The sequence below is a fragment of the Devosia honganensis genome (genome assembly GCF_042648785.1).
Taxonomy (GTDB): Bacteria; Pseudomonadota; Alphaproteobacteria; order Rhizobiales; family Devosiaceae; genus Devosia; species Devosia honganensis.
In genome coordinates this window covers 317755-336234 of record NZ_JBHRYD010000005.1, presented here as the reverse complement: position 1 = coordinate 336234, position 18480 = coordinate 317755, and the positions used below count along the sequence as shown (strand labels likewise).

The 18480-nt window shown below is 65.8% G+C and carries 19 protein-coding genes; 12 read left to right on the top strand and 7 right to left on the bottom strand.

All coding sequences use genetic code 11. From position 1 onward, the window contains the following. Positions 1–9 precede the first annotated feature (9 nt). The 3 genes from ACFOOL_RS08475 to rsmA are packed head-to-tail and all read left to right on the top strand — an operon-like array spanning position 10 to position 2796. Positions 10–900 (top strand): peptidylprolyl isomerase, encoded by an 891-nt coding sequence (locus ACFOOL_RS08475; RefSeq protein WP_380096515.1) that lies wholly within the window; start codon positions 10–12, stop codon positions 898–900. A 55-nt stretch (positions 901–955) separates the two neighbouring features. Further along, entirely contained in the window at positions 956–1957 is a 1002-nt protein-coding gene (pdxA, locus tag ACFOOL_RS08470) for a 4-hydroxythreonine-4-phosphate dehydrogenase PdxA (protein WP_380096514.1), read from the top strand. Next, positions 1954–2796, top strand: a complete 843-nt coding sequence (gene rsmA / locus ACFOOL_RS08465; RefSeq protein WP_380096513.1) for a 16S rRNA (adenine(1518)-N(6)/adenine(1519)-N(6))-dimethyltransferase RsmA — start codon at positions 1954–1956, stop codon at positions 2794–2796. The genes pdxA and rsmA overlap by 4 nt, the downstream gene beginning before the upstream one ends. Positions 2797–2911: 115 nt before the next feature. Here rsmA and gmk read toward each other — a convergent pair whose 3' ends face one another. The 6 genes from gmk to fabD form a co-directional block, all read right to left on the bottom strand. Beyond that, positions 2912–3550, bottom strand: a complete 639-nt coding sequence (gene gmk, locus ACFOOL_RS08460; RefSeq protein WP_380096512.1) for a guanylate kinase — start codon at positions 3548–3550, stop codon at positions 2912–2914. 144 nt (positions 3551–3694) lie between these two features. Next, positions 3695–4831, bottom strand: a complete 1137-nt coding sequence (gene mltG, locus ACFOOL_RS08455) for an endolytic transglycosylase MltG (protein ID WP_380096511.1) — start codon at positions 4829–4831, stop codon at positions 3695–3697. 139 nt (positions 4832–4970) lie between these two features. Further along, the gene (fabF, locus tag ACFOOL_RS08450; RefSeq protein WP_380096604.1) at positions 4971–6233 is read right to left on the bottom strand and encodes a beta-ketoacyl-ACP synthase II; all 1263 of its coding nucleotides are present in this window, start codon (positions 6231–6233) and stop codon (positions 4971–4973) included. Positions 6234–6260: 27 nt separating this feature from the next. Further along, positions 6261–6497 carry an acyl carrier protein gene (locus tag ACFOOL_RS08445; RefSeq protein ID WP_046103861.1) on the bottom strand — a complete coding sequence of 79 codons (237 nt, stop codon included), beginning with the start codon at positions 6495–6497 and terminating at the stop codon, positions 6261–6263. 223 nt (positions 6498–6720) lie between these two features. Further along, a complete protein-coding gene (fabG, locus tag ACFOOL_RS08440) occupies positions 6721–7458 on the bottom strand; it encodes a 3-oxoacyl-[acyl-carrier-protein] reductase (protein WP_380096510.1) in 738 nt (245 codons plus the stop codon). A 48-nt stretch (positions 7459–7506) separates the two neighbouring features. After that, positions 7507–8457, bottom strand: a complete 951-nt coding sequence (fabD, locus tag ACFOOL_RS08435) for an ACP S-malonyltransferase (RefSeq protein ID WP_380096509.1) — start codon at positions 8455–8457, stop codon at positions 7507–7509. A gap of 314 nt (positions 8458–8771) precedes the next feature. Here fabD and rpsF point away from each other — a divergent pair, with 314 nt between their 5' ends. The 5 genes from rpsF to alr all read left to right on the top strand — a co-directional run bounded on the left by rpsF (position 8772) and on the right by alr (position 13081). Further along, positions 8772–9155 (top strand): 30S ribosomal protein S6, encoded by a 384-nt coding sequence (rpsF, locus tag ACFOOL_RS08430; protein WP_380096508.1) that lies wholly within the window; start codon positions 8772–8774, stop codon positions 9153–9155. Positions 9156–9230: 75 nt separating this feature from the next. Continuing rightward, entirely contained in the window at positions 9231–9485 is a 255-nt protein-coding gene (gene rpsR, locus ACFOOL_RS08425) for a 30S ribosomal protein S18 (RefSeq protein WP_380096507.1), read from the top strand. 182 nt (positions 9486–9667) lie between these two features. Continuing rightward, positions 9668–10234: a 50S ribosomal protein L9 gene (rplI, locus tag ACFOOL_RS08420; protein WP_380096506.1), complete on the top strand. Its 567-nt coding sequence runs from the start codon at positions 9668–9670 to the stop codon at positions 10232–10234. Positions 10235–10463: 229 nt separating this feature from the next. Then, positions 10464–11948 carry a replicative DNA helicase gene (locus ACFOOL_RS08415; protein WP_380096505.1) on the top strand — a complete coding sequence of 495 codons (1485 nt, stop codon included), beginning with the start codon at positions 10464–10466 and terminating at the stop codon, positions 11946–11948. Between the two features lie 2 nt (positions 11949–11950). Further along, the gene (alr, locus tag ACFOOL_RS08410) at positions 11951–13081 is read left to right on the top strand and encodes an alanine racemase (protein WP_380096504.1); all 1131 of its coding nucleotides are present in this window, start codon (positions 11951–11953) and stop codon (positions 13079–13081) included. Between the two features lie 29 nt (positions 13082–13110). Here the strand turns inward: alr and ACFOOL_RS08405 are convergent, their stop codons facing one another. Next, positions 13111–13710 (bottom strand): DoxX family protein, encoded by a 600-nt coding sequence (locus ACFOOL_RS08405; RefSeq protein ID WP_380096503.1) that lies wholly within the window; start codon positions 13708–13710, stop codon positions 13111–13113. A gap of 215 nt (positions 13711–13925) precedes the next feature. Between ACFOOL_RS08405 and radA the strand changes: the two genes are divergently transcribed. The 4 genes from radA (at position 13926) to ACFOOL_RS08385 (ending at position 18468) form a co-directional block, all read left to right on the top strand. Continuing rightward, a complete protein-coding gene (radA, locus tag ACFOOL_RS08400; protein WP_380096502.1) occupies positions 13926–15332 on the top strand; it encodes a DNA repair protein RadA in 1407 nt (468 codons plus the stop codon). Positions 15333–15450: 118 nt separating this feature from the next. After that, a complete protein-coding gene (locus ACFOOL_RS08395; protein ID WP_380096501.1) occupies positions 15451–16068 on the top strand; it encodes a CvpA family protein in 618 nt (205 codons plus the stop codon). Between the two features lie 172 nt (positions 16069–16240). After that, on the top strand, positions 16241–17731 hold the full coding sequence (purF, locus tag ACFOOL_RS08390) for an amidophosphoribosyltransferase (protein ID WP_380096500.1): 1491 nt from the start codon (positions 16241–16243) through the stop codon (positions 17729–17731). Beyond that, complete coding sequence (locus ACFOOL_RS08385) at positions 17731–18468, top strand: SDR family NAD(P)-dependent oxidoreductase (RefSeq protein WP_380096499.1); 738 nt, start codon at positions 17731–17733, stop codon at positions 18466–18468. The genes purF and ACFOOL_RS08385 overlap by 1 nt, the downstream gene beginning before the upstream one ends. Positions 18469–18480 lie beyond the last annotated feature (12 nt).

Here is an 18480-nt window from a genome sequence, read left to right as displayed (position 1 = left end):
GACCCGATCATGAGCTTTGCAGATTTTCGGCGCGTTGCAGGCGCCATGTTCATCGGCCTGATGATGGCCATGTCCATGCCGCTGGCGGCACAGGCGGCCACGGTGGTCACGGTGAACGGCGAGCCGATCAGCGACATTCAGGTCGACCAGCGGCTGCGCCTCTTCCGCATGGAAGGCAACAATACCGGCCGCAACGGCGCGCTGGAACAATTGATCACCGAAGCCATCCAACTTCAGGAAGCCAAGCGGCTGGGCATCAACGTGACCAATGCGCAGGTGGACGACGCCTTCCTGCAGATCTCGCGCAATCTCAATGTCAGCCGCGACCGGCTGCAGCAGATGCTGCAACAGGGCGGGGTCAGCAGCAACACGCTGCAGGACCGGCTGCGGGCCGCCATCGCCTGGAACGCCATCACCGAGGCGGCGGTGATGCCGCAGGTGCAGATCTCGGAACTGGAGCTGGACCAGCGGGCGGCGCAGCAGATCGCCGATTTCCAGAATTTCGACTATATCCTCAAGGAAGTGGTGTTCGTGGGCGGAGGCGGCCGCTCCGGCCAGGCCAATCGCTACCGCTCGAGCTTTGCCGGCTGCGACAGCGCCGTGCAACTCTCGCTGGCCTATTCCGACGTCGCGGTGGTCGATGTCGGCCGGCGCCATGCCACCCAGCTTCCCGAAGCGCTGGCAAGGGAACTGGCGGGGCTCAATGTCGGCGGCATCACCAAGCCGCGCGCGGTCGAAACCGGCCTGTCCATGCTCGCCGTCTGCGAGAAGGTGCAGGCGCAGGACCTCACCTTCGTCAAGGGCGGGCTGCGCGACGAAGTGGGCGGGGGCGCCCTCTCCAAGGCCGCCGACGAATATCTGGCGCGGCTGCGCGCCAACGCCAAGATCATCCGCAATTGACAAGATCAGCCGCCCGCCGGTTCGAAAGAACAGAGCGGGCGGAAGCTGAGGGCATATGACCGGGGTTCTGGCGGTGACCATGGGCGAGCCGGCCGGGATCGGGCCGGACCTGTTGCTGGCACTTTATGCGCAGCGGCGCGAGAGGCAACTGCCGGCGTTCGCGGTTTTCGGGCATGCGGGATTTCTGGCGGCGCGGGCGCGGCGGCTGGGGTTCGATATTGCCATCCAAGAAACCGATAGTGCGGGCGCGGAAGCGGTGTACGCGAACCGTTTGCCGGTGATCCCCATCGAGGGCAATGTCGCGGACCGGCCGGGGGAGCCCGAGGCGGAGGCGGCGCCGGCGGTCATTGCCGCCATTGCCCGGGCGGTGGAGGCGACGCTGGCGGGAGATTGCCGGGCGGTGGTGACGGCCCCGATCCACAAGGGCGCGCTCTATCATGCCGGGTTCCGGCATCCCGGCCATACCGAATTCCTCGCCGAACTCTCTGCCATGGGCGGCCCGCCGAAACTGCCAGTGATGATGCTGGCGCATGGGGATTTGCGCACGGTGCCGCTCACCATCCATGTGCCGCTCGCCCAGGTGCCGGGCCTTGTGAGTCACGAATTGATCGTCGCGACGCTGCGGGTCATGGCGCACGATCTGCGGGCGCGTTTCGGCATCGGGGTGCCGCGCATCGCCGTGGCCGGGCTCAATCCCCATGCAGGCGAAGGCGGCTCGATCGGTCGCGAGGACATCGACATCGTCGCGCCCGCCATCGCGGCGGCGCAGGCGGAGGGGATCGACGCCATCGGCCCCCTGCCCGCCGATACATTGTTCCACCGTCCGCATTGGCGGCACTATGATGCGGTTCTGGCCATGTATCACGACCAGGCGCTGATCCCGATCAAGACCGTGGCCTTCGACGAAGGGGTCAATGTCACGCTGGGCCTGCCCATCGTGCGGACGTCGCCCGACCACGGCACGGCCTTCGATCTTGCCGGCACCGGCAGGGCGTCTCCCGCCAGCTTCGCGGCGGCCATCGCCATGGCACACCGGATGACGGCGGAGCGGAGATGAGCCAGATCGATTCCCTGCCGCCGCTACGCGAGGTCATCGCCGCTCACGGATTGCGGGCAAAGAAGGAATTGGGGCAGAATTTCCTGCTCGACCTCAACCTGACGGCGCGGATCGCGCGGGTGGGCGGCTCGCTGGACGGGGTGCGGGTGATCGAAGTGGGGCCCGGCCCGGGCGGCCTTACGCGGGCGCTGTTGGCGGAAGGGGCGCGCGAGGTGATCGCCATCGAGCGGGATGCGCGGGCGCTGCCGGCACTGGCAGAAATCGCCGATGCCTATCCCGGCCGGCTGACGGTGATCGGCGGCGACGCCCTCGAGATGGACTACAAGCTGCTTGCCGACGGGCCGACGCGGATCGTCGCCAACCTGCCCTATAATATCGGCACGCAATTGCTGACCGGCTGGCTGACCATGGAGCCCTGGCCACCGTTTTTCGAAAGCCTGACGCTGATGTTCCAGCGGGAAGTGGCCGAGCGCATCGTGGCGCGACCGGGCGAGGATGCCTATGGGCGGCTCGGCGTGCTGGCGGGCTGGCGCAGCGAGGCGCGCATCGCCTTCAATGTCGGGCGGCAGGCTTTCGTGCCGCCGCCCAGCGTGACCTCGGCCGTGGTGCATATCGTGCCCAAGCCGGTGGAGAAGGACCTGCCGGTCCGACTGGTGGAACAGGTGACCAAAGCGGCTTTCGGACAGCGCCGGAAAATGGTGCGGCAGTCGCTGAAATCGCTGGGCGTGCCGGTGGAGGGCCTGCTGACGGCAGCAGGCCTCAAGGGCGACGAACGGGCGGAGGAATTGCCGGTGGAGGCGTTTCTGGCGATGGCGCGGGCATTGCCGGGGTTGAGGTAGGGGGCAGGCTCCGAGTTTGCGAGGAGAACCCCTCACCCGGTAATTTCTTCTGGACGAAGAAATTACTGTCCCTCTCCCACAGGGAGTGAGGGGTGGCATGGAGTTTGTCGCGGCCTCAGGCGGGACCAATCTGGCTTTGGAGGCCCTTGACGAAGCTGTCGAGGTTGAGCTGGCGGCGGCGGTCGAGGCGGGCGGCGGCGAGGATGGAGCGGACACGGGCGACCGAGACTTCGAGGTCCTCGTTGACGATCACGTAGTCGTATTCGCCGAAATGCGCCATTTCGGTCCGCGCGTTGAACAGGCGCTTGTCGATGGTGCCGACGCTGTCCTGGGCGCGGCGCTCGAGGCGGGCGCGCAGCTCCTTGATCGAGGGCGGCAGGATGAACACCGTCACCATGTCGGCGCGGGCCTTTTCGTAAAGCTGCAAGGTACCCTGATAGTCGATGTCGAACAGGATGTCCTTGCCGGCGGCGAGCTGTTCCTCGACCATGGCACGGGGAGTGCCGTAGAAATTGCCGTGCACTTCCGCCGATTCGAGCAATTCACCGTCGCGGCGCATGCGCTCGAAGGTCGGCACGTCGATGAAGTGATAATGCTTGCCGTCCACCTCGTCGGTGCGGCGGGCGCGGGTGGTGACCGAGACCGACAGGCCGATGTGAGGATCGGCGCCGAACAGGGCGCGCGAAATGGAGGATTTGCCCGCGCCCGAGGGAGAGGCAATCACCAGCATGACGCCGCGGCGCTGAAAATCCATATTCCTGCTCTGCCCGCTGGAGCGCCGGACGATCCGATGAAGCGGATCGAGCGCTCTATCTGTTTATTGTAGTATCGGATCGGTCCGACCCTGCCCGCGTAGTTGCTCGATCGCCGGCCCGAGGTCAAGACCGCTGGAGCCGGCCTACGGGGTGCTTTCCCCCGCTTCCGTCGCTTCGCCGGACGCTTCGGCGGCCTCCTCGGCTTCGAGCGCCCGGCGGGCCGCTTCCGCATCGGCTTCGGCCTGCGCCGCGGCTTCGGCGGCGATCTCGCGATAGCGGGCGACGTTCTGCTGATGTTCGGCATAGGTCTCGGCAAAGACGTGGCCTTCGCGCGGGGTGGCGCCCCGAGCGACGAAATAGAGATAGTCGTGACTGTCGGGATGGGCGACGGCGCGCAGCGATTCGATGCCGGGATTGGCGATGGGCGTGGGGGGCAATCCGTCGATCTGATAGGTGTTGTAGGGCGTGCGCTCCTCGATTTCGGAGCGGCGAATGCCGCGGTCGAGCGTCGATTGCCCCAGGGTGATGCCGTAGATGATCGTCGGGTCCGATTGCAGGCGCATGCTCTGGTGCAGGCGGTTGACGAAGACGGCGGCGATCTGCGGACGCTCGGAGGCGACGCCGGTTTCCTTCTCGACGATGGAGGCCAGGATCAGCAATTCGGCGGGAGAGGCCAGCGGCAGGTCGGGCTGGCGGCCTTCCCAGACTTCGGCCAAGGCCTGGGTCATGGCGAGCTGCATTTTGTCGAGCACGGACTGGCGGGTGTCTCCGGGCGTGTAGTCGTAGCTGCCGGGCAGGATAGAGCCCTCGGGCGGCAACTGGCCGATCTCGCCGGTCAGCCGGTCGTCGGCATTGATGCGCTGGATGGCCTGCCAGACGGTCCAGCCTTCGGGAATGGTGATCGCATAGCGGATCGGATTGCCCTGGGTCAGCTCGCGCAGGATTTCGGACATGGAAGCGCCGGCGGGAATGCTGAAATCGCCGGCCTTGACGATGGGGCTTTCCTCGACCCGGCTGCCAAACTGGCTGAAGATGAAGGCATTGGTGATGAAGCCCTGCTCTTCCAGCCGCCCGGCGGTGGTCGACAGCGTATTGCCCGATTCGACGCGGAAGACGCGATCCTCGGTGGTGGGACCGGTGCCGTAATATTGCGAGGCGAGGTAAAAGAGGCTGCCCCCGACCACCACAAGGCCGATGACCAGCAGCGTCAGCAAGCCGTTGAGAATGTCGATCAGGCCGTTGCCCGAGCGGCGGCGACGCCGGTTCCTGCGGTCGTTCATCGTAATCCCGTCACTGCTGAAGGGCCGGAAGCGGCCTCATATCATCGTTGTCGCGGCAAACTGTGGCGAAGCACCGGCAAAAGACAAGGGGCACCCCGCAAGCCGATGCGGCGCGCCCCCGACAATGGCGTGGAAAACTTCAGTGGACCTTGCGCATGACCAGCGTGGCGTTGGTGCCGCCAAAGCCGAAGCTGTTGGACAGGGCCACGTTGACTTCCCGTTCGAGCGCCTTGTGGGGCACCAGGTCGATCTCGGTCTCGACGGAGGGATTGTCGAGGTTGAGCGTGGGCGGCACCATATTGTCACGCATGGCGAGCAGGCAGAAAATCGCCTCCACCGAACCGGCGGCGCCCAGGAGGTGCCCGACGGCCGACTTGGTCGAACTCATCACCGTGCTGCCGGCGGCATCGCCCAGGACGCGGGTGACCGCGCCCAGCTCGATCTCGTCCCCGAGCGGGGTGGAGGTGCCATGGGCGTTGATATAGTCGATCTCGGCGGGCGAGATGCCGGCGCGCTTGATCGCCGCGCTCATGGCGCGGAAGCCGCCATCGCCATCGGGCGAAGGCGCGGTGATGTGATAGGCATCGCCCGAAAGGCCGTAGCCGATCACCTCGCCATAGATCTTGGCGCCGCGGGCCCTAGCCCGCTCGTAATCCTCGAGCACGACGATGCCGGCGCCCTCGCCCATGACGAAACCGTCGCGGTCCCGGTCATAGGGCCGCGAGGCGGCGGCGGGATTGTCGTTGAAGCCGGTGGAAAGCGCCCGGGCGGCGGAGAAACCGGCCAGCGACAGGCGGTTGACGCAGCTCTCGGTGCCGCCGGCCACCATGACGTCGGCATCGCCCAGGGCAATGAGGCGGGCGGCATCGCCGATGGCATGCGCGCCGGTGGAGCAGGCGGTGACCACGGAGTGGTTGGGGCCCTTCAGGCCGAAGCGGATCGACACCTGGCCGGAAGCCAAGTTGATGAGACGCCCGGGAATGAAGAAGGGGCTGATGCGGCGGGGACCCTTTTCATGCAGGGTGACCGATGCATCGTAGATGCCGCCGACGCCGCCGATCCCCGAGCCGATCAGGACGCCGGTGCGTTCCTGCTCCTCCTGGGTGCGGGGCTCGACGCCGGCATCCTGAATGGCCTGCGTCGCCGCGGCCATGGCATAGACGATGAAGGGATCGACCTTGCGCTGCTCCTTCACCTCCATCCACTCGTCGGGGTTGTACTTGCCATCGGCATAGTCCCCCAACGGAATGCGGTGGGCGATCTGGCAGGCGATATCATCGACCTCGAAGTCGTCGATGCGCCTGGCACCGCTCCTGCCTGCGAGAATGTTGGCCCAGGTGGGCTCGACACCACAGCCAAGAGGCGTGACGAGCCCCAATCCGGTTACGACGACGCGGCGCAATTCCATGGTCGGCGGCCTAACTCCGGATCAGCTGGTAGCCTTGGTCAGGAAGGCGACGGCATCACCGAAGGTCTGGATCGACTCGGCGGCGTCATCGGGGATTTCGACCGAGAATTCTTCCTCGAAAGCCATCACCAACTCGACCTGATCGAGGGAATCTGCACCCAGATCATCGATGAAGCTGGCCTTTTCGGTGACCTTCTCGGCATCCACATTGAGGTGTTCCACGACGATCTTGCGGACCCGATCAGCGACATCGCTCATATTTGACTTCCCTTTTCAGAAATCGAAGTTTCGTTTCGCTTCTTATTGGCGCAATGCCAAATCATCAAGCATGGTGTTGAGCTTGCACGGGCGCAATGTAAGCGGCCTTGCGGGCACCTGCAAGGCAGTCCGGCAAGCATGACAGGGGCGCGGGGTAGCACGTTTCGTTGCAAATAGCCAACCGCGATTTGCCCGGTTTCCAAGGGTTTCGGCTGGCGGCCGGTCAGATCATCGCCATGCCGCCGTTCACGTTGAGCGTGTGGCCGGTGATATAGGCGGCGGCGTCGCTGGCAAGGAAGACGGCGCAGGCCGCGACTTCCTGCGCCGTGCCGAGCCGGCCGGCCGGCACCCCGGCAAGGATGGCGTCGCGCTGCTTGTCGTTGAGCTCGTCGGTCATGGCCGAGGCGATGAAGCCCGGGGCGATGGAATTGACGGTGATGTTGCGCGAGGCGACCTCATGGGCCAGCGCCTTGTTCATGCCGATCAGGCCGGCCTTGGAGGCGGCGTAATTGCCCTGCCCCGGATTGCCCATGACGCCCACGACCGAGGAAATCCCGATGATGCGGCCCCAGCGCTGCTTCATCATAGTGCGCAGCACGGCCCGGTTGAGATGGAAGGCGGCGGTGAGGTTCACGGCTATGACGTCGTCCCACTCCTCGTCCTTCATGCGCATGAAGAGATTGTCGCGCGTCATGCCGGCATTGTTGACGAGGATGTCGAGACCGCCCATGGCCGCCTCGGCGGCTGGAACGAGCTTGTCCACCTCATCGAGACGGGCGAGATTGGCCGGCAGAATCGGGCAATCGCGACCGATTTCCCCGGCCGTGTCCTCCAGCGCACCGACACGGGTGCCCGAAAGGGCGACAGTGGCGCCGGCAGCGGCGAGCGCCTTGGCGATTTCGCGGCCAATGCCGCCGCTCGCACCGGTAACCAGAGCGCGTTTTCCATTGAGATCAAACATTTGGGGCCTCTTGCGAGAGAAACTGAATCAACTGCCTGAGAATTCGATTCAAGCACCGAGCCGGGTGAGGAAGGCGTCGATGTCGGCCGGCGAGCCGACCGCATGAGCCGCCGCATCCGGCGCGATGCGTTTTGCGAGTCCGGTCAATACCTTGCCGGTGCCCAATTCGACCAGTTCGGCAACGCCGCCGGCGGCAGTGAGCCAGGCGACGCTTTCGGTCCAGCGGACGACGCCGGTGACCTGCTCGACCAGACGCCGGCGAATCTCGGCCGGGTCCTCGATCGGCGCGGCAAGGACATTGGAGACGACCGGGACCACGGGCGCCCGCATCTCCACTTCGGCCAGGGCCGCTTCCATGGCGTCGGCCGCCGGCTGCATGAGCGAGCAATGAAAGGGAGCGCTGACCGGCAGCAGCAAGGCGCGCCTGGCCCCCCGCCCCTTGGCAATCTCGACGGCGCGCTCCACGGCGGCGGCGGCGCCGGAGATGACGACCTGACCGGGGGCATTGTCGTTGGCGACGTCGCAGACCTCGCCCTGCCCCGCTTCGGCGGCAACGGCGCGGGCGGTGTCGAGATCGAGGCCGAGCAGCGCCGCCATGGCGCCATGGCCGACAGGCACGGCCTTCTGCATGGCCTGGCCGCGCGTCCGCAGCAGGCGGGCCGCATCGGCGAGGCTGAACGTGCCGGCGGCGCAAAGCGCGGAATATTCGCCCAGCGAATGGCCGGCGACATATTTCGCCCGCTCCCCGAGAACGACGCCCCTGGCCTCCAGCACGCGGATGACGGCCATGCTGACGGCCATCAGGGCCGGCTGAGCATTCTCGGTGAGGCGCAGGATATCCTCGGGGCCTTCGAACATGGTGGCCGAAAGGCGCTCGCCCAGAGCCTCGTCGACTTCCTGGAAGACGGCGCGGGCTTCCGGATAGGCGGCGGCAAGGTCCTTGCCCATGCCCACGGCCTGGCTGCCCTGTCCCGGAAAGGTGAAAGCGGTGCTCGACATCATGCGTTCCTTCCATCTCCTCGAATGCGACGCCCGAAGGACCGCAAGCATTGCGGCGGCAATGCCGGGACTGTGTGGCGGAGTCAAGGCGCAGGCTTTCCACCTTGCCTAATTCCCCGCTTTCCCCTATAGCGACGCCAGCAATTCGTTCGGCCGGGGGCTGAACGGAGGGTCTGCCGTTTCCGGCAGACAGGGTCCGGCGGACCCGGCCTCCCGTGTTCCCGCTCTTTGCAAGACTGCTTTGACGCCTTTCCGGCTTCAAGGAGGCTCCGCGCCGGATATTGCCGCATACAAACGCAAAGGAAGGCGCAGCAATGGCCCTTTACGAACATATATACCTGGCCCGCCAGGACGTTTCCCAGCAGCAGGTCGAGGAACTGACCACCCAGCTCACCGAGATTCTCGGCCAGGGCGGCGGCAAGGTTACCAAGAACGAATATTGGGGCCTCAAGGGCCTCTCCTACCGCATCCGCAAGAACCGCAAGGCGCACTACACCCTGCTCAACATCGAGGCTCCGGCTGCGGCCGTCGCCGAAATGGAGCGCCAGATGCGCATCAACGAGGACATCCTGCGCTTCATGACCGTGCGCGTGGACGAGCTGGAAGAAGGCCCCTCGGCCATGATGCAGAAGCGCGACGAGCGCGGCGAAGGCGGCCGTGGCGGCTTCTCCGGCGACCGTCGCCCCCGCCGCTTCTAAGACCCTTATTCTGACGCGTTTCCGGACGGCGAACCGATATCCACTTCGCCTGGAAACGCTTTGAGGAACCTCAAAATGGCTATTAAAGACCTCACCACTACCCAGGCCCGCCGCCCGTTCCAGCGCCGCCGCAAGACCTGCCCGTTCTCGGGTGCCGGCGCGCCCAGGATCGACTACAAGGACGTGCGCCTGCTCAGCCGCTACGTCTCGGAGCGCGGCAAGATCGTGCCGAGCCGCATCACCGCCGTTTCGGCCAAGAAGCAGCGTGAGCTGGCCCGCGCCATCAAGCGCGCCCGCTTCATCGGCCTGATGCCCTACGCCGTTCAATAATCTATCCGCCTCCGTCATTGCCGGGCTCGTCCCGGCAATCCATCTTGCGGAGGCGTGGACTACCCGAACAAGTCGGGTAGTGACGATGGTGGGAGTATCGCGCTCCACCACCAAAGTTGGAGCCGCGAATGGGTCGCGGCTTCTAACCGCCCTGCGGCGGGACAGCCCAAAGGAATTATTCCATGAAAGTCATTCTGCTCGAGCGCATCGGCCGCACCGGCACCATCGGCGACGAAGTCAACGTCAAGGACGGCTTCGCCCGCAACTTCCTTTTGCCCCAGGGCAAGGCCCTGCGCGCCACGGAAGCCAACCGCAAGCGGTTCGAGGCCGAGCGCGCCCATATCGAACAGCGCAATGAAGAGCGCCGCAACGCCGCCGCCGGCATTGCCGACGGCCTCAACGGCCGCACCGTGGTGCTCATCCGCCAGGCCGGCGAGACCGGCCAGCTCTACGGCTCCGTCGCCGCCCGCGACATCGTCGAGGCGCTGGCCAATGACGGCTTCACCGTGCAGCGCAACCAGGTGGAACTGCCCGACCCGATCAAGTCGGTCGGCGTGCACACCGTGGCGCTCTCGCTGCACCCGGAAGTCGAGGTCAGCATCACCGCCAATGTCGCCCGTTCGGAAGACGAAGCCGAGCGCCAGGCCGCCGGCGAAGACGTGACCGTGCACCATTTCGAAGCCGACGAGGCGGGCGACTTCGCCGCCGGCCAGGCCGATGCGGCGGCCGAAGACCGGTTCGAGGAATAGTCGAAACGACGCCAGGACATGCAGAGGGCCGGGATTTTCCCGGCCCTTTTTTTGCCCTGCCGAAGGGTGGGGAATCACCGCATTGCCGCCGCAAGCGGCGTTCAGGATATTCCCCGTTGTCCCCGGTGTTCACACAGAACGTTTCCGGTACATTAACCCTGCCCGCGCCAGGACGAGACATGCGCCTGAGTCGCATGGTTAAGAAAGGTTAACACCCACAGAGACCGCCATGGCCGAGATCGCCCGCCTTCATCCCGCCGAAGACAAGACCTTTCGCGTCGCGCCGCATAATGTGGACGTCGAGCAGGCGCTGCTGGGCGCGATCCTGATCAATAACGACGCCTTCTACCGCGTGGCGGATTTCCTGCTGCCCGAGCATTTCTACGAGCCGATCCACCGGGAAATCTACGAGCTGGCGGGCAAGATCATCCGCGCCGGCAAGGCGGCGGAGCCGGCGACGCTCAAGACCCACCTGCCCGACCAACTGCTGCCCGACGTCACCATGATGCAATATCTGTCGCGGCTGGCGGCGGAGGCCACCACGGTGCTCAACGCGGCCGATTACGGGCAGGCCATCTATGACCTGGCCATCCGCCGCAACCTGATCCAGGTGGGCGAGGAAATGGTCGGCGTCGCCTATGATTCCGATGTGGAGATGACGCCGGCCAAGCAGATCGAAAAGGTCGAAGGCGAGCTGTTCCAGCTGGCGGAAAAAGGCCGCTACGATGGCGGCTTCCAGAATTTCGGCACCGCGCTCAACGCCTCGATCCAGATGGCGGGGGAAGCCTTCCAGCGCGACGGAGGGCTGTCGGGAATCGCCACGGCGCTGCACGACCTCGACCGGCAGATGGGCGGGCTGCAAAAGAGCGACCTCGTCATCCTCGCCGGGCGCCCGGCCATGGGCAAAACCTCGCTGGCCACCAATATCGCCTTCAACGTCGCCAAGGCCTGGCGCGGCGAGGTGATGCCCGACGGGCACACCAAGACGGTGGATGGCGGGATCGTGGGGTTCTTCAGCCTGGAAATGAGCTCGGAACAGCTCGCCACCCGAATCCTGGCCGAGCAGGCGGAAGTCTCCTCCTCCGATATCCGGCGCGGGCGCATCCACGACAACCAGTTCTCCAAGCTGGTGGACGTCTCCAACATGATGAGCCGGCTGCCGCTCTATATCGACGATACGGGCGGCATTTCGGTGGCGCAGCTCGCGGCGCGGGCGCGGCGGCTGAAACGGCAGAAGGGGCTCGACTTCCTCGTCGTCGACTATCTGCAACTGCTCAGCGGCTCGAGCCGGGCGGCGAGCCAGAACCGCGTGCAGGAGCTGACCGAGATCACCACCACGCTCAAGGCGCTGGCCAAGGAGCTGGAAATCCCCATCGTGGCCCTGTCCCAGCTCTCCCGACAGGTGGAGGCACGTGACGACAAGCGCCCGCAACTGGCGGATTTGCGCGAATCGGGCTCTATCGAGCAGGACGCGGACGTGGTCCTGTTCGTGTATCGCGACGAATATTATCTCAAGAACAAGGAACCCAAAGAGGGCACGCCCGAGCATCTGACCTGGCAGGGGGAAATGGAGAAGGTGCACGGCAAGGCGGAAGTCATCATCGCCAAGCAGCGCCACGGCCCCACCGGCACGGTGCAATTGAGCTTCGAGGCGCAATTTACCCGCTTTGGTAACCTTGCTCGGGCAGACTACCTGCCCGAACGCATGGAATAGGCATGACGCTGACCTCGGGCCTTGGCGGCCAATTGAGCATCGATCTGGGGGCGCTGGCCCGCAACTGGCGGGCGCTGGACAAGGTCAGCGCCGGCGCGCTGACGGCGGCGGTGGTCAAGGCGGATGCCTATGGCACCGGCATCGAGATGGCCAGCAAGGCCCTGCACGCCGCCGGCGCGCGCTTCTTCTTCGTCGCCACGCCCGACGAGGGCATGGCGGTGCGCGCCGCCGTGCCGGAGGCCCATATCTTCGTGCTCTACGGGCTCTATCCGGGCGCGGCGAACCTTTATATCCGGCAGAACCTGATGCCGGTCCTGTCCTCCATGGCGATGCTGGAGGAATGGCTGGCCAAATGCGTCGAGCGCAACGAGGCCTATCCGTCGGCCTTCCATTTCGACACCGGCATCAACCGGCTGGGGTTTCGGCTGGGCGAGGCGGGAGCGGTGCGCGAGCGCATCGAAAAGCTGGGCTATGCGCCGCAAATGGTGATGAGCCACCTGGCCTGCGCGGACCAGCCCAATCACGAGAAGAACCGCACCCAACTGGCCCTGTTCGGCTCGGTGATGGCGCAGTTTCCCGGCATTCCGGCATCGCTGGCCAATTCGGCCGGACTGATGACGGGGCGCGACTATCACTTCCAGATGGTGCGGCCCGGGGTAGCGCTCTATGGCGGGCGGGCCGTCAACGGGCGCAAGAACCCGATGTCGCCGGTGGTGACGCTGCATGTGCCGATCCTGCAGGTGACCGAAGGGCGGACCGGCGAAGCGGTGGGCTATGGCGCCAGCCACACGCTCAACCGCAACAGCCGGCTGGCAGTGCTGGGCTATGGCTATGCGGACGGCTTTCCGCGCTCGCTCTCGGGCACCAATGCGCGGCCGGGCGGCAAGGTATTCATCCGCGGCAAGCCGTGCCCGGTGCTGGGCAAGATCTCGATGGACCTGACGGTGGTGGATATCACCGAACTGGGGCCCGACCTGCCCGGCCCCGGCGAGGGCGCCGAAGTGTTCGGGCCCAATATCGGCGTGGACGAGCAGGCCGATGCCGCCGGTACGATCGGCTATGAACTGCTCACCGCCCTCAAGGGGCGCTACAGCCGCAACTATGTCGGCGACGGCAACCTGCCGGACGGTTGAGCCCGGCAGGTCGTTCGCGGAGGGCGCGCCTACAATTCCTTCTTCAGCCGGCCATCGACCGACCAGGCGCCGCCGCCAAACGCGGCGTAAAGGCCGACCGCGCCGGTCCAGAACAGCGAGGCGTTGATGGCCTTGCCCTGCACCTGGCTCAGAAAGCCCGCCCCGCCATCGGCCAGCCGGCGCATGGCGTCGCCGGTGAAATATTGCGCCGCCTCGGGCGAGTTGAGCAGCGCCACGCCCTCAGGCGTCAGGAATATCGGCCCATAGGGATTGACCCAGTGATACCACAGCGTCACCGCCAGCATGACAGTATTGGCCAGCGCCGCCGGCCGCGTCAGGAAGCCGATGGCGATCAGCACGCCCCCGACCAGATTGACCACGCCCAACAGCGGCGACCAGAACCAGCCCGGGTAGAAATTGAGGCTTTCCACGAAGCCGGACATGGCCATGGGATTGCCCATCTTGTGCCAGCCTTCATAGGCCAGCAGCAGGCCCACGGCGACGCGCAGCGCCACCCAGGCGAAGGGCTTGGCGAAGCCCTCGTAGAAATTGCCGAGGAATGGCAGGACGAGACGGTTCCGAGCGGAATTTCGCAGGGTATTATTCGAAGTGTCTATGGTAGCTGACATGATCGACCTCCCTTGATCGCCCCCACGCTAGTCCCGCCGGGCCCCGGCGACATTGAGCCAGATCAAGCTGCGTGCGGCTCCCGGCGCAGGCCGAAATGGGCCGAAGAGCGAGCGCCTTGAAAGTTCCCGTTTCGTTCTTGAACTCGCGCCGGCCTGTTGATAGGGTCGCGCCACCGCTCGCTCCACACCGCAGCGCGTCTTTCGGAGCAAAGCTGATGGCCAAATCCCGTTCATCCTTCGTCTGCCAGTCCTGCGGCGCCGTCACCTCCCGCTGGCAGGGGCGGTGCGACGCTTGCGGGGAATGGAACACCATCGTCGAGGAAATCCTCGATTCGGGCGTCGGCGCCGGGCCGAAGGCAGCGCGGGCCGGTGGACGCCCGACCAATCTGGTGCCGCTTTCGGGGGAGACGGAAAGCGCGGCGCGGGTGGTGACCGGCATCGCCGAACTCGACCGGGTGACGGGCGGGGGCTTCGTCAAGGGCTCGGCCCTGCTGGTGGGGGGCGATCCGGGCATCGGCAAATCGACGCTGCTGCTGCAATCGGCGGCGGCGCTGGCGGCGAAGGGCAAGCGCGTCATCTACGTCTCGGGCGAGGAAGCGGTGGCGCAGGTGCGCCTCCGGGCGCAGCGGCTGGGGCTGGGCGAGGCCGGGGTGTTGCTGGCGGCGGAAACCAATGTCGAGATCATTCTGGCCACGCTCGAGGCCGGGCCGGCTCCCGACCTCGTCATCATCGATTCCATCCAGACCCTGTGGACCGACCGGGTGGACAGCGCCCCCGGCACGGTGACGCAGGTGCGCACCTCGGCGCAGGCGCTGACGCGGCTGGCCAAGAAGAGCGGCGCGGCGGTGGTGCTGGTGGGGCACGTGACCAAGGACGGGCAGATCGCCGGCCCGCGCGTCGTCGAGCACATGGTGGATGCCGTGCTCTATTTCGAAGGCGACAGCAGCCACACGTTCCGCATCCTGCGCGGGGTGAAGAACCGCTACGGAGCCACTGACGAGATTGGCGTTTTCGCCATGACCGAGCGGGGCCTGGAACAGGTCGCCAACCCCTCGGCGCTGTTCCTCGACCAGCGCGACAAGGACGCGGCGGGTTCGGCGGTGTTCGCCGGCATGGAGGGAACGCGCCCGCTGCTGGTCGAAATCCAGGCGCTGGTGGCCCCCTCCCCGCTGGGCACGCCGCGCCGCGCCGTGGTGGGCTGGGATTCCTCGCGGTTGTCCATGGTGCTGGCGGTGCTGGAAACCCGCTGCGGGGTGCGGATCGGAGCCAACGACATCTATCTCAACGTCGCCGGCGGCCTCAAGATCAACGAGCCGGCGGCGGACCTGGCCGTCGCGGCGGCGCTGATCTCGTCGCTGACCGGCTCGCCCCTGCCGGCCGACGCGGTCTATTTCGGCGAAATCTCGCTGGCGGGAGGCGTACGGCCAGTGGTGCACGGCGCGCTGCGCCTGCGCGAAGCCCAGAAGCTGGGGTTCGGCTCGGTGGCGACCGGACGGCTGGGCAAGGCCGACCGGACAGCGGGCCTCGATATCACCGAATATGCGCAATTGAGCGAAATGGTGGGCCGCATCGCCGCCCAGAGCAAGCGGCCCATTCCCGAGCCGGAACCCGATTCATGGTAAACGAACCGTTTTCGGGAAGATCGGTCCCATAGGGTCAGCATGCCCTTGGCAGGGCGCGTCAAAATCGTTAAAGCTCCGGCAACAGGCGGGGGCCGCAGAAAACTTAGGCGAAAAACATATGTTGACAGCGTTCGACGTCGGTGTGGGTGTGCTGGTGCTGATTTCGGCGATCCTGGCCACCGCCCGGGGCCTGACCCGGGAAGTTCTCTCGCTCGCCACCTGGGCCGGATCGGCCGCCATCGCCGTCTATATGTGGCAATACCATCCCGAGATCGCGCGGGACTATATCGCCGAGCCGGTGGTCGCTGATATCGCCACCGTGGTGGTGACCTTCATCATTGCGCTGATCGTGCTGCACCTGTTGACCATGCGCATCGCCGATTTCGTCGTCGACAGCCGGATCGGGCCGATCGACCGGTCGCTGGGCTTCATCTTCGGCGTTTTGCGCGGCATCCTCATCGCCATCGTCATCACCATATTCGGCAATTGGCTGCTAGGCTCGAACCTGCCGGACTGGGCGCGCAACTCCCAATCGCTGCCTTATCTGCAGAACATGGGCACGACGCTGATTTCCATGCTGCCGGAAGGGCTGGAGCAGCAGGTGACCGATATCCTGCAAGGGGGCGGCGCGAATTTGACGGAAGATCCGGTGCCGGCGGCGCCGCTGGACGGCGAGGCGGTCGACCCCAGCATCGAGGGCACCGTGGACCCCACCGATCCGGTGATGGACCCCTAGGCCGGATAGCTGCCGCCCGCTTTTGTCATTGGTGGCCGGCGGGAAAATACGCTAGAGCCATTCACCGTCTCCCTGGAGCGGCGGACGTCTCCAGGTTTTGTTTGGCGCGTTTTCGAACCGGAAAAGCGATGTCCACTTTTGCCGGAAACGCTTTCATGGCACGGAGCCCCCTGTGATCCATAGCAAGGACGACGATTTCGACCTCAATGGAGACACGCTTCACGAGGAGTGCGGAGTGTTCGGCATTTTGGGCCATAGCGACGCCTCCACCCTGACGGCGCTGGGGCTGCATGCCCTCCAGCATCGTGGACAGGAGGCCGCCGGCATCGTCAGCTTCGACGGCCGCCAGTTCTACCAGGAAAAACGGATGGGACTGGTGGGAGACCACTATACCGATCCGGCGCTGCTGGCGCGGCTGCCCGGCTCCATCGCCATCGGCCATACGCGCTATTCCACCACCGGGGAGGTGGCGCTGCGCAATGTGCAGCCGCTGTTCGCCGAACTGGAAACCGGCGGCATCGCCGTCGCCCATAACGGCAATTTCACCAATGGGCTGACGCTGCGCCGGCAGATCATCGCCACGGGCGCCATCTGCCAGTCGACCTCCGACACCGAAGTGGTGCTGCACCTCATCGCCCGCTCGCGCCATTCCTCCAGCACCGACCGCTTCATCGACGCCATCCGGCAGATGGAGGGGGGCTATGCCATGCTGGCCATGACCCGCACCAAGCTGATCGCGGCGCGCGACCCGGTGGGCATCCGCCCGCTGGTGATGGGCGAGCTCGACGGCAAGCCCATCTTCTGCTCGGAGACCTGCGCGCTCGACATGATCGGGGCCAAATATATCCGCGACGTGGAGAATGGCGAGATCATCATCTGCGAAATCCAGCCGGACGGCTCGATCAGCATAGATGCGCGCAAGCAGGCCCATAAGGTGCCCGAGCGGCCATGCCTGTTCGAATATGTCTACTTCGCCCGCCCCGATTCGGTGGTTTCGGGCCGCAACGTCTATACGGCGCGCAAGAAGATGGGCATCAATCTGGCGCGAGAAGCGCCGGTCGCGGCGGACGTCGTGGTGCCGGTGCCCGATGGCGGCACGCCCGCGGCCATCGGCTTTGCCCAACAGAGCGGCATTCCGTTCGAATTGGGCATCATCCGCAACCACTATGTGGGCCGCACCTTCATCGAGCCGACCCAGCAGATCCGCGCCTTCGGGGTGAAGCTCAAGCATTCGGCCAACCGCGCCGAAATCGAGGGCAAGCGCGTGGTGCTGGTGGACGATTCCATCGTGCGCGGCACCACTTCGGTGAAAATCGTGCAGATGATCCGCGACGCCGGCGCCACCGAGGTGCATATCCGCGTGGCGAGCCCGATGATCTTCCATTCCGACCATTATGGCATCGACACGCCCAACCCCGACAAGCTGCTGGCCAACCAATATGCGGATCTGGAGGCCATGTGCCGCTATATCGGGGCGGATTCGTTGCAGTTCCTTTCCATTGACGGGCTTTACGAAGCCGTGGGCGGGGCCAAGCGCAATCCGAAGGCGCCGCAATTCACCGACCATTATTTCACCGGCGACTATCCGACGCAGTTGACCGACTTCAACGGGGGCACGATGAACGACCCCAAGCAGATTTCCCTGCTCAAGGAAGCCGGCTGATGAGCGACGACAACAAGGAACTGGCCGGAAAGGTCGTGCTGGTCACCGGCGCCTCGCGGGGCATCGGCTACGCGGCGGCCCTCGAGGCGGCGCGGCGCGGCGCCCATGTGATTGCGGTGGCCCGCACGGTGGGAGGCCTCGAGGAGCTGGACGACGAGATCCAGGCGCTGGGCGGCTCGGCCACGCTGGTGCCGCTCGACCTGCGCGACGGCGAGGCCATCGACCGGCTGGGCGCAGCGATATTCGAGCGCTGGGGACAACTGGACGGCCTGGTGGCCAATGCCGGGCAATTGGGCGTCCTGAGTCCGCTGCCCCATATCAAGCCCGACGATTTCGACAAGGTGCTGGCGGTGAACGTGACGGCCAATTACCGGCTGCTGCGCTCGCTGGACCTGCTGCTGCGGCAGGCCGAGGCGGGGCGCGCGGTTTTCGTCTCGTCGTCCTCGGCGCGTTCGGCGCGGCCGTTCTGGGGCCTTTATGCGGCCAGCAAGGCGGCGCTGGACGCCATGGTGAAATCCTATGCGGGGGAAATCGCCAATACCGGCGCCAGGGTCAACGTCTTCTATCCCGGGGCGGTGCGCACCGCGATGCGCGCCAAGGCGATGCCCGGCGAGAACCCGGAGACGCTGCCGGCGCCGGCGGAAATCGCGCCTCGCCTGCTGGACCTCCTCGACCCAGGCCTCGCTGAAAACGGGCAGTTGTTCGACATGGCGACGGGCCGGTTCGAGGCGCTGTAGAGGCTTTCATGT

Bases quoted from the DNA above. Each gene is read 5' to 3' on its own strand.
- pdxA (WP_380096514.1), top strand. From the start codon at position 956: ATGACCGGGGTTCTGGCGGTGACCATGGGCGAGCCGGCCGGGATCGGG.
- rpsF (WP_380096508.1), top strand. From the start codon at position 8,772: ATGGCCCTTTACGAACATATATACCTGGCCCGCCAGGACGTTTCCCAG.
- rpsR (WP_380096507.1), top strand. From the start codon at position 9,231: ATGGCTATTAAAGACCTCACCACTACCCAGGCCCGCCGCCCGTTCCAG.
- rsmA (WP_380096513.1), top strand. From the start codon at position 1,954: ATGAGCCAGATCGATTCCCTGCCGCCGCTACGCGAGGTCATCGCCGCT.
- alr (WP_380096504.1), top strand. From the start codon at position 11,951: ATGACGCTGACCTCGGGCCTTGGCGGCCAATTGAGCATCGATCTGGGG.
- rplI (WP_380096506.1), top strand. From the start codon at position 9,668: ATGAAAGTCATTCTGCTCGAGCGCATCGGCCGCACCGGCACCATCGGC.
- fabD (WP_380096509.1), bottom strand. From the start codon at position 8,457: ATGTCGAGCACCGCTTTCACCTTTCCGGGACAGGGCAGCCAGGCCGTG.
- ACFOOL_RS08385 (WP_380096499.1), top strand. From the start codon at position 17,731: ATGAGCGACGACAACAAGGAACTGGCCGGAAAGGTCGTGCTGGTCACC.
- fabG (WP_380096510.1), bottom strand. From the start codon at position 7,458: ATGTTTGATCTCAATGGAAAACGCGCTCTGGTTACCGGTGCGAGCGGC.
- mltG (WP_380096511.1), bottom strand. From the start codon at position 4,831: ATGAACGACCGCAGGAACCGGCGTCGCCGCCGCTCGGGCAACGGCCTG.
- ACFOOL_RS08395 (WP_380096501.1), top strand. From the start codon at position 15,451: ATGTTGACAGCGTTCGACGTCGGTGTGGGTGTGCTGGTGCTGATTTCG.
- ACFOOL_RS08405 (WP_380096503.1), bottom strand. From the start codon at position 13,710: ATGTCAGCTACCATAGACACTTCGAATAATACCCTGCGAAATTCCGCT.
- ACFOOL_RS08475 (WP_380096515.1), top strand. From the start codon at position 10: ATGAGCTTTGCAGATTTTCGGCGCGTTGCAGGCGCCATGTTCATCGGC.
- radA (WP_380096502.1), top strand. From the start codon at position 13,926: ATGGCCAAATCCCGTTCATCCTTCGTCTGCCAGTCCTGCGGCGCCGTC.
- gmk (WP_380096512.1), bottom strand. From the start codon at position 3,550: ATGGATTTTCAGCGCCGCGGCGTCATGCTGGTGATTGCCTCTCCCTCG.
- ACFOOL_RS08445 (WP_046103861.1), bottom strand. From the start codon at position 6,497: ATGAGCGATGTCGCTGATCGGGTCCGCAAGATCGTCGTGGAACACCTC.
- ACFOOL_RS08415 (WP_380096505.1), top strand. From the start codon at position 10,464: ATGGCCGAGATCGCCCGCCTTCATCCCGCCGAAGACAAGACCTTTCGC.